The following is a 16,176-nucleotide window of genomic DNA, read 5'->3' on the forward strand; positions in this document are numbered from 1 at the left end:
ACGATTGACAATGGACAATTATGGACACTTCTCTCAAGAGAAGTTTTGAACCTATTCCTTTTAAAAGTGACGAAGTCACGTTTATTAAAAAATCTATTAAAGAAATTATTTTGATCAAAAATAATTTCCACCTTAATTGTGAATTTTGCATTGTGAATTGTGAATTGAAATAATCGGGGTATAGTTATATTTGGTTATATATTAATTTTTAAGGTAGCTTATCTATATTTATGAATGTAGTTCTACTTATAAATAAATGCTCATAAGTTCATAATAAAGGAGGATTTATTAATGAGAGAGCAACAAAACCCAAAGACTTTGATAGATATAGAGGATTCTTTAGAAGAGATAGATTTAGAAGAATGTAAAAGTGAAAAGAAAAAAATAAATTGTAAGCCTATAATGTGGGCTATGTTAGGTATAGGAACATTATATTTTTTATATATCATATATAGAACTTTCGGAGGTTATTTATAAATATATTATGGAGGGGTTATATGGAAGATAATCGTTACGGACAATATACTATTTATAAATATGGAATTGAAGAGAGGTATCCGTATAATATTGAGGCGCAAATTGAATATGCTAAGAGTAAGGGGGATAAACAATTTTATATAATGTTCTTATGTGAGATTTGTGAAAAAATTTCTAATAGTGCCAATGGGGCTATAGAGAATTTCAGCTTTACACCTTATCAAATTAATTCTATTTTTAAAGCCTTAACTTTTGCTATACAAAATATTGCTATAGAAGATGATGAACATAAGTTAAAATATATAGAAAGTAAATTAGTTCCTACAGTAGGTGGTATAATAAGACAAAGTAAAGGGAAAATAATGGTGAAATAATAAACATAAAAACTTACAGCTTATGATTGTAAGTTTTTTCTATTTTAAAAATTGAATTATTACTTAAATGTTTAAAAATTTAGAATAAATTATTAACACTATTAAAAAAAGCTGTTGTAAGATAAAATTAATATAGTACAAAAGAAAGGATGTGGAGTTATGGACAATAAAACAAAGGGAATATCATATATGCTTTTAGCATCTTTTTGCTTTGCTATAATGAGCCTTTTAGTTAAAATTGCAGGGGACGTACCTTCCGTTGAAAAAAGCTTTTTTAGAAATATAGTTAGTTGTGTTGTTGCTTTAGTACTTATTATAAAGAACAAGGAAAGTTTCTTTGGTAAAAAGGAAAATCAGAAATATCTATTAGGTAGATCTATATTAGGAACATTAGGGGTAATATTATATTTTTATTGTATAGATAACATGGTATTATCAGACTCTTCTATGTTAAATAAGTTAAGTCCCTTTTTTGTTATAGTTTTTTCTGCTTTATTTTTAAAAGAAAGGATAACTAAAATTCAATTAGTTGCAATAATTGCTGCTTTTTTAGGAAGCTTATTAATAATTAAGCCATCCTTTAACATGAATATAATGCCTGCATTAATAGGTGTTGCTTCTGCAGCTTTTGCAGGAGGTGCATATACATTTGTAAGATTTTTAAGAGATAAAGAAAAATATTATACTATAGTTTTCTATTTTTCTTTTGTATCTATATTATTTAATCTTCCTTTGATGATAATGGTATATAAACCTTTAACTTTAAATCAATTATTAACATTACTAGGAGCAGGAGTTTTTGCTTCTATAGCACAATTTTCATTAACAGTAGCATATAAATATGCACCAGCTAGTGAGATATCTATATACGACTATGCAAATATAATTTTTACAGCTTTATTAGGAATGTTCTTACTAGGAGAAATTCCAGATTTATTAAGTATATTAGGATATGCAGTTATAATTTCAGCTGGATTTTTAATGTTCATGTATAATAAAAGAAAAGTTGAAAAATTAAGTTCATAAAAACTAAGGAAATTAGGAGGGATACAAATGAAGAAAGGAATTTTTAAAATTAAAAATTTATTTATATTTATAATTTTAATAATGACTTCTGTATTTTTAATTGGATGTGCAGAAATATCTTTAGAAGAAGGAAAAGAGGAAAATGTAGTTGCAGATTCTACGGAGAAACTTATGGTGCACTTTATTGATGTAGGACAAGCAGACAGCATCTTAATAGAACAGGGAAACTCTACAATGCTTATTGATGCTGGTAATAATGATGATGGAAAGATTATTAAGGATTATCTAAGTAAAAGAAATATAACTAAAATAGACTATTTAGTAGGTACTCATCCACATGAAGATCATATAGGTGCTATGGATGATGTTATTTACGAATTTGAAATAGGAAAGATTTTTATGCCTAAAAAAACTTCTACTACAAAGACTTATAGGGATGTAGTAACAGCTGCTAATAAAAAGTCATTAAAATTTACAGCTCCTAAAGTGGGGGATAGCTTTAAATTAGGAGAAGCTACTTTTACCATATTAGCACCTATAAAAGATTATGAAGATGCTAATGATAGCTCTATAGTTTTAAAGATGAAATACGGAAATAACACATTTTTATTTACAGGAGATGCAGAAGGTCCTTCAGAACAAGATATTTTAAATAGTAAAAGTGACTTAACTGCAGATGTTTTAAAATTAGGCCACCATGGATCAAGAACTTCTTCCTCAGATAAATTTTTAGATGCAGTGAATCCTAAATATGGAGTAATAACTTGTGAAAAAAATAATGATTATGGGCATCCTCATATTGAAACTGTAAAAAAGATGAGTGAAAGAAATATAAAACTTTATAGAACAGATGAGCAAGGTACAATTGTGGCTAATAGTGATGGGAAAAAAATAACTTTTAATAAATCAGTAGCTAGCTATAAAGAGGGAGTAAGAAAAAATAAAGAAGCAAATAATATCCAAGCAAAAAATGAAGATAATAAAAGTACTACTAATAAAAGTAATAATTCTAGCAAAGTAGTATACTTTACACCTAAGGGAAAAGCATATCACTACAAGAAAGATTGTAGTAGTTTATCAAATAGTAAAAATATATTAGAAGGTAGTTTAAAAGATGCGAAAGATCAGGGGAAAAATAATCCTTGTGAAAAATGTGCAAGCTAATAAGTAAATATATGCTATAAATAAAAGATGGAACATTGTTCCATCTTTTATTTAATAAATTCTAATTATAAAATATTTAGGATTAGTAAATATATTGTTTTAATTTGATACTTTTATTTCCTTAGATCTTTGCTTACATAAAATATAGTATTGATAAATGTTTTTAACTAATATTTTAATAATATTATATATTGGTACTGCTACAAAAGCAGCAAAAAATCCCCCTAAGTACACACTTGCGGTAATTACTATAATTGTTGTAAGTGGGTGCATATGAAGCTGATTACCTGTTATATTAGGAGTTATTATATTGCCTTCAAGTTGTTGAACAATTACTGCTAATATACCTATTTTAACAGCCATTGGAAAACCCATTCCTAAAGCTATTATTAAAGCAGGAAATATTCCTAATATAGGGCCTAAAAATGGTATGAATGAAGTTATAAAGGCAAAGAAAGCTAATATAAAAGCATTAGGCATTCTTATTATCAAATATCCTATAAACATCAATATACCTATTATACAAGCAACCATCATTTGGGCTGTTATATATTGTTTAAGTACTGTATCTATCTCTTTAATAATTTTTATTACAAATCTTTTAATCTTTACAGGTAATATTTTTACAAAGGAATTATAAATTTTATAGTCGTCTTTTAATATATAGAACATAATAATAGGAATAAGTATTAATTGAGCAAAGAAATTACTTACAGAGCCTACTACACCTGCAACACCTATACTTATATCTAAAAATGAACTAGTTATAAAAGATGCAGTTTTCTTTAGAACATCATCTAACTTTAATAATTCATTGAGTTTTGGATACAAATAACTATATTTTTCTGATAGATTCTGAATGCTAGCAGTAAGATTTGTAACTAAGCTTGAGCTTTCTTTTGATATAGTAGAGCTAGCATAAGTGGATATGCCTATTAAGAGTATTAATATAGATATTATAGTTATTGTTGTTGCTAATCCACTAGAAATATTTTTAGATTTTAAAAATCTATTTATAGGTCTTAATATATAATATAAAAATATAGCTAAAATAGCAGGTATTAATGCAGCGTCTTTTAAACTAACTAAAGGCGTAAAAATAAAGCTTACTTTAGTTGATAAAAAAATCATTAGTAAGGCTAAGTTTATTATGATAAGATATAAAATTGTTTTGTTTTCTTTTAACATAGTATCCTCCAATGGTATTTAATATATTTAGTATTTTATTATATTTTTATATATTGTGTAATACAAAATAAAAGCCCATTTTGATATGGGCTTTTAAAACTATTGCATTGATTTTAAATCAATAATTTTACTTTTTTTAGGCTTTAAATTTAGTGCATCCATTATTCCTTCGTATTCTGCTTCAACTGCTTGGAAAATAACAGATAAAGTTTCAAATACAATTTCAGCATCAAAATTATTGTTGAAAGGAATGGAAGCTTTTGCACTGACTACGTTTTGATCTTCATAGAAAGAAACATATTTATAAGTAGAATTTAAATCATTAAATAATTTATAAAGTTTAATTTTTGTATTTTCATCACTCGGTGTACTTGTTATATGAAATACATATATATCAGCTAGAGTATCATCATCTCTTAATGCGATAACTGCTCTTTTTTCTGTTCCACCACCTAAAACTGGTTTTTCAATACCATTAACAGTTATTTTCTCAGGAAAAGAGAAGATAGTAAATTCATCTATATTCATTCCTTTATTCATAGGTATTTGGTGTTCTTCGATGAATTTTTCAAAAGCCTTAGTATTAAGTCTCATTAGCTTGTCCCCCTTTAATATAGCGAGAAATAGTTATAAAATAATTCAAAATATATATAATAGTTACATTATCTCATAAAGTAATTAATAAGTAAATATTAAATATTATATGATTGGTAAATGATAATTATTACCAAAATGTGGATAAAGTTGTGGAAAATGTGGAAAAAAATGTAATAAGCAAAGAAAGTTATTTTATCTATATAACTAATCGGAAAAGAAATACTTTGGAAATTAAATATAAAAAAGGTTTAACCCTAAATTAAAAATTATTTTAGAGTTAAACCTTTTTCATATTATTAGGTTAGGATACTTTTATATTAGTTTTATCTAAATCTACAAGAGAATATAAATAGGCTTCTAATTCCTTAGTTTTCTCTTTATCCATAGCTGGAACATCTTCTAATTTATATTTCATACCTAAAGACTCATATTTATTTACTCCTAATAGATGATAGGGAAGAAGTTCAATTTTATCTACATTTGGAATTTCCTCATTTATTATTTTAGCTATTTTTTCTATATGCTCTTTAGAATCTGTATGACCAGGAATAATTACATGTCTAACCCAAACTCTAGAGGTGCTTTTTCTAAGAGCCTCTAAGAATAAGTTAACATCTTTAGTATCTTGTCCTGTTAGTTTAATATAACCAGTACTATCTATATGCTTTATATCAAGTAGAACTAAGTCTGTGTATTTCAAAATTTCATCATAATGACCATGTCCATAACCAGCAGTATCAATGGCGGTGTGTATTCCATGCTGTTTGCATTGTTTTAACATATCAAGTAGAAACTCATCCTGAAATAAAGGGTCTCCACCAGAAAAGGTTACGCCACCACCTGAATTTTTAAAGTAGGGTTTAAATCTAATAATTTTTTTTATTATTTCATCAGAAGTCATCTCATTGCCACTATTTAAGCTCCAGGTATCTGGATTGTGACAATAAGCACATCTTAATTTACAGCCTTGCATAAATACTATTGTTCTTATACCAGGACCATCTACAAGGCCCATACTTTCAATTGAATGAATTCTTCCTTTTATCATAATATCTTCTCCTTAACTAGTATTTATATAGTTGTATTAAAAAAACTATCAGATTAAAGTTAATAGCTTTTTTAATACAGCAGAATTACCTATATTAGTATAGGTAATTCTACTTAAATTAATTACATTGATTCATGGAATGTTCTGCTTATAACTTCTAATTGTTGAGATTTAGTTAATCTATTGAAGTTAACAGCATATCCAGAAACCCTAATTGTTAATGTTGGATATTTATCTGGATTTTCCATAGCATCTAATAATGTTTCTCTATTTAAAACATTGACGTTTAAGTGGAAGGCACTTTGACCGAAATATCCATCCATTATAGATACTAAATTATTGATTCTTTCTTCTTCAGTTTTTCCTAATGCGTCAGGAATTATTGAAAAGGTATTTGAAACTCCATCTTGACAAGACTCTTTGTATGGTATTTTAGCAACAGAGTTTAATGATGCTAAGGCACCATTTTCATCTCTTCCATGCATTGGGTTAGCACCTGGTGCAAATGGTTCACCAGTTTTTCTTCCATCTGGAGTAGCACCGGTTTTTTTACCATAGACAACATTAGATGTTATTGTTAACACTGATAAGGAGTGTTCAGCATCTCTATATGTCTTGTGTTTCTTTAGCATTTCAGAGAAATTTTTAACAACTTCTACAGCAATATCATCAACTCTATCGTCATCATTTCCGTATTTAGGGAAATCGCCTTCAATTTTAAAGTCTATAGCTATTCCCTCTTCATTTCTAATAGGTGTAACTTTAGCATATTTTATAGCACTTAATGAGTCAGCTACAACAGATAATCCTGCTACACCAAAAGCCATGAATCTTTTAATGTTTGTATCGTGTAAAGCCATTTGTCCAGCTTCATAAGCATATTTATCATGCATATAGTGAATTGTATTCATTGTATCAACGTATAATTCAGCTACATATTCAAGTACTTCAAAGTATTTAGTCTTAACTTTCTTATAGTCAAGAACTTCATCAGTCATCTTATCTAGACCTTTAATTACAGTGTTAAATGTTTTTTCATCAACCCCGCCATTAATAGCGTACAATAGTGACTTACCTAAATTAGCTCTAGCTCCAAAGAATTGCATTCTCTTACCAATTTCCATAGCTGATACACAACAAGCAATACCGTAGTCATCGCCATATACAGGTCTCATTATGTCGTCATTTTCATATTGAATTGCCCCAGTTTCAATTGACATTTTTGCACAATATTTCTTGAAGTTTTCTGGTAATTTCTCTGACCATAAAACCGTCATATTTGGTTCTGGTGCAGGATCTAGATTAATTAATGTATGCAAGAATCTAAATGATGTCTTAGTTACAAGTGGTTTACCATTTACACTAACTCCACCAATTGCCTCTGTTATCCAGTTTGGATCTCCAGCAAATAGTTCATTATAATCAGGAGTTCTTAAATGTCTAGCTATTCTTAACTTTATAACAAATTGATCGATTATTTCTTGAGCTTCTAATTCTGTTATAATACCTTTTTCTAAATCTCTTTGAATATATATATCTAAGAATGTGCTAACTCTTCCTAATGACATTGCAGCACCATTGTTTTCTTTTATAGCTGCTAAATATGCAAGATAGGTAAACTGTACAGCTTCTTTAGCATCTTTAGCAGGTTCTGAAATATCTATTCCATAAGAAGCAGCCATAGCTTTTATATCTTCCATAGCTATAATTTGTTCATTAACTTCTTCTCTTTGTCTTATTAAATCATCTAAAGCTGGTCCTTTAAGTTCAGCTAAGTCTTTTTTCTTTTCATTAATTAGAAAGTCCATTCCGTAAAGTGCTATTCTTCTATAATCACCGATAATTCTTCCTCTTCCATAAGCATCTGGAAGACCAGTTAATAATCCAGCGCTTCTAGCTGCTCTTATTTCATCAGTATAAGCATGGAAAACACCTTGATTGTGAGTTTTTCTATATTTAGGGAAATATTTGCTTATTTCTTCATTTAATTCAAATCCGTAGGCTTTTAAAGATTGTTCTACCATTCTAAATCCACCAAATGGGTTAACTATTCTTTTTAGTGGAGCATCTGTTTGGAGTCCAACAATAACTTCATTATCTTTATCTATATATCCAGGACCAAAGTTGTTAATTCCGGATACTTCATTGACTTCAACATCAATTATTCCTTTTTTTATTTCTTCTATTATTAATGCATGGGTTTTTTCCCAAACCTTAGCAGTTTTATCTGACATTCCTACTAAAAAAGTATCATCACCTTCATATAATGAATAGTTCTTTTGAATAAATTCTCTTACATCAATAGATTCTTGCCATAACTCGCCTTTAAAGCCTTCCCATTGTTTAAACATTACTACTCCTCCTAATATATTACAATTCTAAAATAAAACGGCACTTATATTTAACTATATATAGTATAAATATAAAATTTATTTTATAGTATTTATTTATTTCTTTAGATTGTTAATAATTTATCCTGTGTTATAATTGTATTACTAATACAGAAATAATTCAATATACTTTTTTATTTTCAGAATATTCAGATTAAGATAAAAATTGCTATTTTTCATTCGTGATAACGTATACTAAAAGATCAATAAGGATATGACTGCAATATAAGTTTCAAAAACTGTCATGATAAGTATAAAAAGTTAAGAAAAAATGAATATAAATGAAAAATATGAATGATTAAAAGATAAAAAAATTAATAATATATTACATATAAAACATAGCTGTTTTCTATTTAGACTAATACAGATATGATAGAATGAAAAAACTAAAAAAAATAAAAATAAAAAAATATAAGAAACAGTGATTAACTGTAATAACTCAACCTTACATTGTTATTTATACCATTTAGGATGTATATAATCAAAAAACTTAATATAATATGCCTTTGGTATTTAATTAACAATTATGGGTGAATTTAATTTTTTATGAATTAATTTCTTAAATAAAGTTTTCTTTAAAGACAATTACATCAATCTAAATACACAGCTTTCAATTTTTCAGTCTATGTTGAAAATACATTCAATTATAAATTGCTAATTTAGCAGTTTTAGCTAATTAATAAAAAAATACTAATTCAATTAAAAATGAGTTATAATAGAATTAAATAACTATTTGAAAGTATGCTTTAAAAATAATATTCCATTTTATTTAATGCAATTATACTGAGTGTGGAGGGAAGACAAGTGGGAAGAAGAAAGCCTAGCATGTTTAGTAAGGATTATGAAAAACAGATGAAGAGAAGAAGAAGAAGATATGTAATGCTAATTTTAACTTGTATTGCAGCTGTTATAGTTATAGTATTTAGCTCACCAATAAAACAAAGTTTATTAAATATAAAAAACACTGCAATATTAAATAAAGATAGTAAAGATAAAGATAATAAAAATGAAAAATCAGAAACTGCTACAAATAATAATAAGGAAGATAATAAAGATAAAATAGATAATAAAGGCCAAGAAGAGAATAAAGAAGAAAATTTAGAAGAAGAAGTTAATAAACCAAAGTCAACACAAGAAGAAAAAGAAATTAAGTTAAATGACAATACTACTGTAAAAGTTGTTATAGAGAATAAAGACAATGATAAAAAAATTATATCTATTAGTAATGCTGAAAACACTACCAGTGATATTAGTCCTTCAGGAAAACAAGCTCTTTTTGAAGAGAAAAAGGAACAACGAATTTTCGTAATGAATATAAATGGAGACTTAAAGGAAATAACAAAAAAAGAATATGTATCTACAGAAAATGAAATTTTTTCTAAAGAATCTGTACTTCAATATAGCCCAGGATATCTATGGGGTGGTAATCCAAAATTTATAGATGAAAAGAATATTGCATATATAAGTTATTTGCCATGGATAAATGAGGAAAAAAATCAATATGTGTGGATGATAGGTTTACAAAATTTAGAACATAGCGTTTATTATAATTTAACAGGTAAAGATATTAAATTTGGGAAAATCGAAGAAAAAGGATTAAGTGTTAATATAGATGGTACTGTAAAATATTTAAATGGTGAAGGAAATATAGCTTATTAATAGGAAAGTTTGTAAAATTACTTGTAATTTTATATGAATTTATTGTATAATTTGAAACAAACTCTACAATTTATATTATTTTGTAATGTCAATTTATATATTTTAGAGTAAGATGTATTAATAGATGCAAGTTTTATTATTCGCAATATTAGAATTTAGTGTTATTAAAAAAATGACAATTAATCTATGTAATTATTAAGAAAGTATGGTATAATCTATTAGGTTAATATTCATTTATGATATTAGGAGGAAGAAAACAATGAACGTTAAAATGGAAAAACTAGAAAAAAACGTTGTAAAACTAGAAATAATCGTAGAAGCTGAGAAATTTAATGAAGCTTTAAAAAAATCTTTTGCAAAAAATGCTAAGAAATTTAACATACCAGGATTTAGAAAGGGTAAAGCTCCACTTAATATAGTAAAAAAATATTATGGAGAAGGAGTATTATTTGAAGACGCTATAGACATGATATATAGAGATACATATCCAAAAGCGTTAGAAGAAAATAACATAGATCCAATTGATTATCCATCAATAGATATAGTTCAAATTGGAGAAGGAAAAGAGTTCATATATACTGCAGAAATAACAGTTATGCCAGAAGTTGAACTTGGTGAGTACAAAGCTTTAGAAGTTAAGAAAAATGAATACAATGTAACTGATGAAGATGTTGAAAATAAATTAAAAGAAGCTCAATATAGAAATGCAAGAGTTGAGGTTAAAGAAGATAAAGCTATAGAAAAAGGTGATATAGCTGTTATTGACTTTAAAGGATTTACTGGTGATGTTGCTTTTGAAGGTGGAGAAGGAACTGATTATGAATTAGAAATAGGTTCAGGCACATTTATAGACAATTTTGAAGAGCAATTAATAGGCTTAAAAGCTGGTGACTTTAAAGAAGTTGATGTAACTTTCCCAGAACAATATGGAAGAGAAGAATTAAATGGAAAACCAGCTAGATTTGAAGTGAAAATTAAAACTGTTAAGGTGAAAGAATTACCTGCTATAGATGACGAATTTGCTAAAGAAGTTTCTGAATTTGAAACATTAGAAGAGTATAGAAATGATATAAAAGCTAATTTAGAGGAAGCAAATGAAATAAGAGTAAAAAAAGAATATGAAGAAGCTGTTGTAAATGCAGCAGTAGCTAATGCTAAAATTGATATTCCAGAAGTTATGATAAATAGAGAAATAGATGGAATGTTAAAAGATTTAGAAACTAGATTACAATATCAAGGATTAGATATTCAAACATACTATCAGTTTACAAATACAAGTGAAGAAAGCTTTAGACAGCAAATGAAAGAAGTTGCTACAAATAAAGTTAAAACAGAAGTTGTTATGGATAAAATAGCAGGAGTAGAAAATATAACAGCAACTGAAGAAGAAGTTAAAGCTAAAGCTAAACAAATGGCTGAAATGTATTATGGAGCTTCAGAAGCAGATAAAACTGCTGAGCTATTAGTAAATTCTCAAAAAGAGTATTTACAACTTCAAGTTACTACTGAAAAAGTTAAAGATATGTTAGTTGAAAGTAGCAAAGCTATCTAATATCTTATAATAAAACATATTTAAAAGAATTAATTGCCAGAGCAATCTGGCAATTAATTTTAAATATATAGGATTAAAGTTAAATTATAAGGATAAACTTAAATAGTAGAAGTTTTGTGCTATAATTTATAATATATAAAAAGGAGGATGTTGTATGAGTTTAGTACCAATGGTTATAGAGCAAACTAATAAAGGCGAAAGATCTTATGATATTTATTCTAGACTTTTAAAAGATAGAATAATATTTCTAAGCGAAGAAGTTAATCCTACCACTGCTAGTTTAGTTGTAGCTCAATTATTATTTTTAGAGTCAGAAGATCCAGATAAGGACATATATTTATATATAAATAGTCCAGGAGGCTCAATTACAGATGGTATGGCTATATACGATACTATGAATTATATAAAACCAGATGTATCAACAATTTGTACTGGTATGGCAGCTTCAATGGGAGCGTTTTTATTATCTGCTGGAGCAAAAGGAAAGCGTTTTGCACTTCCAAATAGTGAAATAATGATACATCAGCCACTAGGTGGATTTAAAGGCCAGGCAACTGATATAGATATTCATGCAAAAAGAATATTAAGAACAAAAGAAACTTTAAATAAAATATTAAGCGAAAATACAGGTCAGTCACTTGAAAAAATTCAAAGTGATGTAGAAAGAGATTATTTCATGACTGCAGAGGAAGCTAAGGAGTATGGATTAATCGATGAGGTTTATGAATTTAAGAAGAAATAGCAGTTAGAGAGGTGTAGACATGCCAAGAAATGATGAAAAGAAAAAGTTCAAATGTTCCTTCTGCGGTAAAAGCGAGGAACAGGTTAGAAGACTAATAGCTGGTCCAGGTGTTTATATATGCGACGAATGCATAGAATTATGTTCTGAAATCATCATAGATGAAAAAGAAGATGATGTTCAAATTGACATGGAAACACTACCAAAACCAGACGAGATTAAAAAATATCTTGACCAATATGTAGTTGGGCAGGACGATGCAAAAAAATCTTTAGCTGTTGCAGTATATAATCATTACAAAAGAATTAGTTCAAATGTAAGTGAAGGTGATGTTGAACTTCAAAAAAGTAATATATTACTTTTAGGACCAACAGGTTCAGGTAAAACCCTTCTTGCTCAAACTTTGGCTAAAATGTTAAATGTACCATTTGCTATTGCAGACGCTACTACTTTAACAGAGGCAGGATATGTTGGAGAAGATGTAGAAAATATATTACTTAAATTAATTCAAAATTCTGATTACGATATTGAAAGAGCGGAAAAGGGTATTATATATATAGATGAAATAGATAAGATAGCAAGAAAGTCAGAGAATCCTTCTATTACCCGTGACGTATCTGGTGAGGGCGTACAACAAGCATTGTTAAAAATATTAGAAGGAACTGTTTCATCAGTACCACCACAAGGTGGAAGAAAGCATCCACATCAAGAGTTTATTCAAATTAATACTTCAAATATATTATTTATCTGTGGAGGAGCTTTTGATGGTTTAGAAAAAATAATAACTAGAAGAACACAAAAATCTTCTATGGGATTTGGAGCTAAAGTTCAATCTAAGGAAAATATAGATATAGGAGCATTATTAAAAGAAATAATGCCTGGTGATTTATTAAAATTTGGTTTAATTCCGGAGTTTGTTGGAAGATTACCAATAGTTGTTACATTAGAGGCTTTAAATGAAAATGCTTTAGTTAATATATTAAGTGAACCTAAAAACGCTCTTGTTAAGCAATATAAAAAATTATTCGAAATGGATAATGTACAATTAGATTTTGATGAAGCTGCATTGAAAGCAATTGCTAAAGAAGCTATTAAAAGAAACACTGGAGCTAGAGGATTAAGAGCTATTATAGAGGAAACTATGAAAGACATTATGTTTGAAGTTCCTTCAAGAGAAGAAATAGAAAAAGTTATCATTACTGAAGAATCAGTAAAAGATAAAAAACCTCAATTCGTAATAGCTGAAAGTGGAAAGAGAGCTCCATTAAAATTAGAAGCTAAGAATAAAGTTAAAAGGGGCTCAGAACCGGCTTAATGCAGGATAACGTCCCTAAAGTTAAAACTTATTGAAGCTTTTACTTAAAGTTTGTAATATAGAATATAAAAAAGTTTAGTTTTAAAGTAATTTTATTTTAAGACTAAGCTTTTTATTTTTAGCATTGATATAAGCTTTTTAAAGTTATATTCTGAAATTTTAATAAAATTTAAATCTAAAGATTTTACATAAAGGATTAGTAAACATTTTATTAAACAACAAAAAAGTTAATTATAATTTTATCTTATAATATTTAAAGATTATATAAGAAATTACTTATATTTTTTATTATATTATGGAATAGAAAATTGTGTAATTGTAAAGAATAGTAATATATTTAAAAGTTATCTGGAAAATTTATCTAATGGAAGGAGGATTAGCTTAATTTTATAGAATCTAAGCTAAATTATTTATGAGCGATAAATTATTATTCTTTACTACGGGAATACAAATGGTTTTTACAATTATAATAGGGTTATACTTTTTTAATGCCTTAAAGGGGCAACAAAGTAATAAAGTTGTAATTAACAAAGAAAATCAAAAAGAAATAGATAAATTAAAAAAAATGAAGAGCATATCATTATCTATGCCTTTAACAGAAAAAAGCAGGCCTAGTAGCTTTGAGGAAATAATAGGTCAAGAAAAAGGAATTAAAGCGCTTCAGGCGGCTATCTGCGGTCCAAATCCACAACATGTAATTATTTATGGACCTCCAGGAGTAGGAAAGACTGCAGCTGCGAGGCTAGTTCTTGAGGATGCCAAAAGAAGAAAAACATCTCCTTTTAAAGAAGAAGCCAAATTTATAGAAATAGATGCTACAACTATTAGATTTGATGAAAGAGGGATAGCTGACCCACTTATAGGTTCAGTGCATGATCCTATATATCAGGGGGCTGGACCATTAGGAGTTGCAGGTGTGCCACAACCAAAGCCAGGCGCTGTTACTAAAGCGCATGGAGGTGTATTATTTATAGATGAAATAGGAGAGTTACATCCTATAGAAATGAATAAGTTATTAAAAGTTTTAGAAGATCGAAAAGTATTTTTGGATAGTGCATATTATAATTCAGAAGATCAAAATATGCCTAGTTATATAAAAGAAATATTTGATGATGGATTACCAGCAGATTTTAGGTTGATAGGTGCTACCACCAGAAGCCCTGAAGAAATAGTACCAGCTATTAGGTCAAGGTGCGTAGAAATTTTCTTTAGAGCTTTGCAACCAGAAGAAATAGAAATAATAGCAAATAATGCTATGAAAAAAATAGGATTACTACTTGAAGAAAAAGCTTGCGAATTAGTAGGATTATATTCTACTAATGGAAGAGATGCGGTTAACTTAGTACAGTTAGCTTCAGGAATCGCTATTAATGAAAATAGAGATACTGTAACAGTTAGTGATATAGAATGGGTTATTGAGAATGGGCAATACAGTCCAAGACCAAATAAGAAGATAAAGGAAAGTCCTCAAGTTGGATTTGTAAATGGATTAGCGGTATATGGAGCTAATATAGGTTCTGTAATGGAAATAGAAGCTAGTGCTAGAGCGGTAAATTTAAGAAAGGGAAAAATTAAAATTACTGGAATTGTAGAGGAAGAAGAGATTAGTGGTCATAATAAAAAAATAAAAAGGAAGAGTACTGCTAGATGCTCTGTAGAAAATGTTTTAACAGTACTAGAAAGATTTTTTAACATAGATACTGATAAGTATGATATACACGTAAACTTTCCAGGAGGTTCCCCAGTAGATGGGCCTTCAGCAGGTATTAGTATAACAACTGCCCTCTATAGTGCTATAACAGGGGTAGCTGTAGATAATAAGGTAGCTATGACAGGGGAGATTTCCATTCATGGCAATGTTAAGCCGATTGGTGGAGTAAATGCTAAAATACATGCAGCTAAGAAAGCAGGGGTTACAAAAGTAATAATACCAAAAGAAAACTGGCAAGAAAGTTTTAAAGATATAGAAGGTGTAAAAATTGTTGCAGTAACCAATATAGAAGAAGTAATAAAAGAAGCTTTAGTCAAGGAGAATGTTGTAAATATTCCAGTGGAAAATGAAGTAGATATTCTTACAGCGCAGTCTGCGGATATGTAAACATTAGGCTATGTATTAAATACATAGCCTAAATTATTTTCTTTCAGATGCCTTAGGCATCTTCAAAAAAATAATAAACCAGTATGTTAGCCTATTTTTCATCATACTGCGTTGTCAGAACCTGCCCATAGCGTCACTATGAGCAGAACCTAACGCCTTGTCTGATATGAGGCATATTCAAAAAAAATAACTAGTAAGTATGTTCATCTATTTTGTATCATACTGCGTCGTCAGAACTTCATGATAGCTGGACTATCATGAAAACCTGTCTTCTTGTCTGATGCAAAATATATTTCACATCTTTAACTAGCTATTTTATTTCATATGCTTAAATATACTAACATCTTTAGTTTATTATTTTCTTTCAGATGCATTAGGTATCTTCAAAAAAATAATAGACCGGTATATTAGTCTATTTTTTATTATACTGCGTTGTTAGAACCTGCCCATAGCGTCACTATGAGCAGAACCTAACGCCTTGTCTGATATGAGGCATATTCAAAAAAATAACTAGTCAGTATGCTCATCTATTTTGTATCATACTGCGTC

The 16,176-nt window shown here is 28.3% G+C and carries 13 protein-coding genes; 9 read left to right on the top strand and 4 right to left on the bottom strand.

Translation table 11 applies throughout. The features are described 5' to 3' along the window. Nucleotides 1-291: 291 nt before the first annotated feature. The 4 genes from B2W91_RS13000 to B2W91_RS13015 all read left to right on the top strand — a co-directional run bounded on the left by B2W91_RS13000 (nucleotide 292) and on the right by B2W91_RS13015 (nucleotide 3,041). The gene (locus B2W91_RS13000) at nucleotides 292-477 is read left to right on the top strand and encodes a hypothetical protein (RefSeq protein ID WP_291581547.1); all 186 of its coding nucleotides are present in this window, start codon (nucleotides 292-294) and stop codon (nucleotides 475-477) included. A gap of 20 nt (nucleotides 478-497) precedes the next feature. Next, nucleotides 498-851: a hypothetical protein gene (locus B2W91_RS13005; RefSeq protein WP_291581549.1), complete on the top strand. Its 354-nt coding sequence runs from the start codon at nucleotides 498-500 to the stop codon at nucleotides 849-851. A 159-nt stretch (nucleotides 852-1,010) separates the two neighbouring features. Next, nucleotides 1,011-1,877 (top strand): DMT family transporter, encoded by an 867-nt coding sequence (locus B2W91_RS13010; protein WP_291581550.1) that lies wholly within the window; start codon nucleotides 1,011-1,013, stop codon nucleotides 1,875-1,877. Nucleotides 1,878-1,904: 27 nt separating this feature from the next. Continuing rightward, nucleotides 1,905-3,041: a ComEC/Rec2 family competence protein gene (locus B2W91_RS13015; protein WP_291581552.1), complete on the top strand. Its 1,137-nt coding sequence runs from the start codon at nucleotides 1,905-1,907 to the stop codon at nucleotides 3,039-3,041. A gap of 99 nt (nucleotides 3,042-3,140) precedes the next feature. Here the strand turns inward: B2W91_RS13015 and B2W91_RS13020 are convergent, their stop codons facing one another. The 4 genes from B2W91_RS13020 to pflB form a co-directional block, all read right to left on the bottom strand. After that, nucleotides 3,141-4,229, bottom strand: a complete 1,089-nt coding sequence (locus tag B2W91_RS13020) for an AI-2E family transporter (protein ID WP_291581555.1) — start codon at nucleotides 4,227-4,229, stop codon at nucleotides 3,141-3,143. Nucleotides 4,230-4,328: 99 nt separating this feature from the next. Beyond that, a complete protein-coding gene (locus B2W91_RS13025; protein ID WP_291581557.1) occupies nucleotides 4,329-4,823 on the bottom strand; it encodes a hypothetical protein in 495 nt (164 codons plus the stop codon). A 304-nt stretch (nucleotides 4,824-5,127) separates the two neighbouring features. Next, nucleotides 5,128-5,874 (bottom strand): pyruvate formate-lyase-activating protein, encoded by a 747-nt coding sequence (pflA, locus tag B2W91_RS13030; protein ID WP_291581559.1) that lies wholly within the window; start codon nucleotides 5,872-5,874, stop codon nucleotides 5,128-5,130. 122 nt (nucleotides 5,875-5,996) lie between these two features. Continuing rightward, nucleotides 5,997-8,225 carry a formate C-acetyltransferase gene (pflB, locus tag B2W91_RS13035; protein ID WP_291581561.1) on the bottom strand — a complete coding sequence of 743 codons (2,229 nt, stop codon included), beginning with the start codon at nucleotides 8,223-8,225 and terminating at the stop codon, nucleotides 5,997-5,999. 843 nt (nucleotides 8,226-9,068) lie between these two features. On the opposite strand from pflB, the gene B2W91_RS13040 reads away from it, so the two are divergent. The 5 genes from B2W91_RS13040 to lonB all read left to right on the top strand — a co-directional run bounded on the left by B2W91_RS13040 (nucleotide 9,069) and on the right by lonB (nucleotide 15,627). Then, complete coding sequence (locus tag B2W91_RS13040) at nucleotides 9,069-9,923, top strand: hypothetical protein (protein WP_291581563.1); 855 nt, start codon at nucleotides 9,069-9,071, stop codon at nucleotides 9,921-9,923. Nucleotides 9,924-10,182: 259 nt separating this feature from the next. Then, nucleotides 10,183-11,475 carry a trigger factor gene (gene tig / locus B2W91_RS13045; RefSeq protein WP_291581566.1) on the top strand — a complete coding sequence of 431 codons (1,293 nt, stop codon included), beginning with the start codon at nucleotides 10,183-10,185 and terminating at the stop codon, nucleotides 11,473-11,475. 154 nt (nucleotides 11,476-11,629) lie between these two features. Next, entirely contained in the window at nucleotides 11,630-12,217 is a 588-nt protein-coding gene (clpP, locus tag B2W91_RS13050; RefSeq protein WP_291581568.1) for an ATP-dependent Clp endopeptidase proteolytic subunit ClpP, read from the top strand. Nucleotides 12,218-12,236: 19 nt separating this feature from the next. Further along, nucleotides 12,237-13,529 (top strand): ATP-dependent Clp protease ATP-binding subunit ClpX, encoded by a 1,293-nt coding sequence (gene clpX, locus B2W91_RS13055; protein ID WP_291581570.1) that lies wholly within the window; start codon nucleotides 12,237-12,239, stop codon nucleotides 13,527-13,529. Between the two features lie 412 nt (nucleotides 13,530-13,941). After that, nucleotides 13,942-15,627 (top strand): ATP-dependent protease LonB, encoded by a 1,686-nt coding sequence (gene lonB / locus B2W91_RS13060; RefSeq protein WP_291581572.1) that lies wholly within the window; start codon nucleotides 13,942-13,944, stop codon nucleotides 15,625-15,627. Nucleotides 15,628-16,176 lie beyond the last annotated feature (549 nt).

The organism is Clostridium sp. UBA6640 (genome assembly GCF_002455975.1).
In the GTDB taxonomy this organism is placed as follows: domain Bacteria; phylum Bacillota; class Clostridia; order Clostridiales; family Clostridiaceae; genus Clostridium_J.

Excerpts from the sequence above, each read along its gene's own strand:
- pflB (WP_291581561.1), bottom strand. The coding sequence starts at position 8,225 with ATGTTTAAACAATGGGAAGGCTTTAAAGGCGAGTTATGGCAAGAATCT.
- B2W91_RS13020 (WP_291581555.1), bottom strand. The coding sequence starts at position 4,229 with ATGTTAAAAGAAAACAAAACAATTTTATATCTTATCATAATAAACTTA.
- lonB (WP_291581572.1), top strand. The coding sequence starts at position 13,942 with ATGAGCGATAAATTATTATTCTTTACTACGGGAATACAAATGGTTTTT.
- B2W91_RS13015 (WP_291581552.1), top strand. The coding sequence starts at position 1,905 with ATGAAGAAAGGAATTTTTAAAATTAAAAATTTATTTATATTTATAATT.
- B2W91_RS13005 (WP_291581549.1), top strand. The coding sequence starts at position 498 with ATGGAAGATAATCGTTACGGACAATATACTATTTATAAATATGGAATT.
- B2W91_RS13010 (WP_291581550.1), top strand. The coding sequence starts at position 1,011 with ATGGACAATAAAACAAAGGGAATATCATATATGCTTTTAGCATCTTTT.
- tig (WP_291581566.1), top strand. The coding sequence starts at position 10,183 with ATGAACGTTAAAATGGAAAAACTAGAAAAAAACGTTGTAAAACTAGAA.
- clpX (WP_291581570.1), top strand. The coding sequence starts at position 12,237 with ATGCCAAGAAATGATGAAAAGAAAAAGTTCAAATGTTCCTTCTGCGGT.
- B2W91_RS13000 (WP_291581547.1), top strand. The coding sequence starts at position 292 with ATGAGAGAGCAACAAAACCCAAAGACTTTGATAGATATAGAGGATTCT.
- pflA (WP_291581559.1), bottom strand. The coding sequence starts at position 5,874 with ATGATAAAAGGAAGAATTCATTCAATTGAAAGTATGGGCCTTGTAGAT.
- B2W91_RS13025 (WP_291581557.1), bottom strand. The coding sequence starts at position 4,823 with ATGAGACTTAATACTAAGGCTTTTGAAAAATTCATCGAAGAACACCAA.
- clpP (WP_291581568.1), top strand. The coding sequence starts at position 11,630 with ATGAGTTTAGTACCAATGGTTATAGAGCAAACTAATAAAGGCGAAAGA.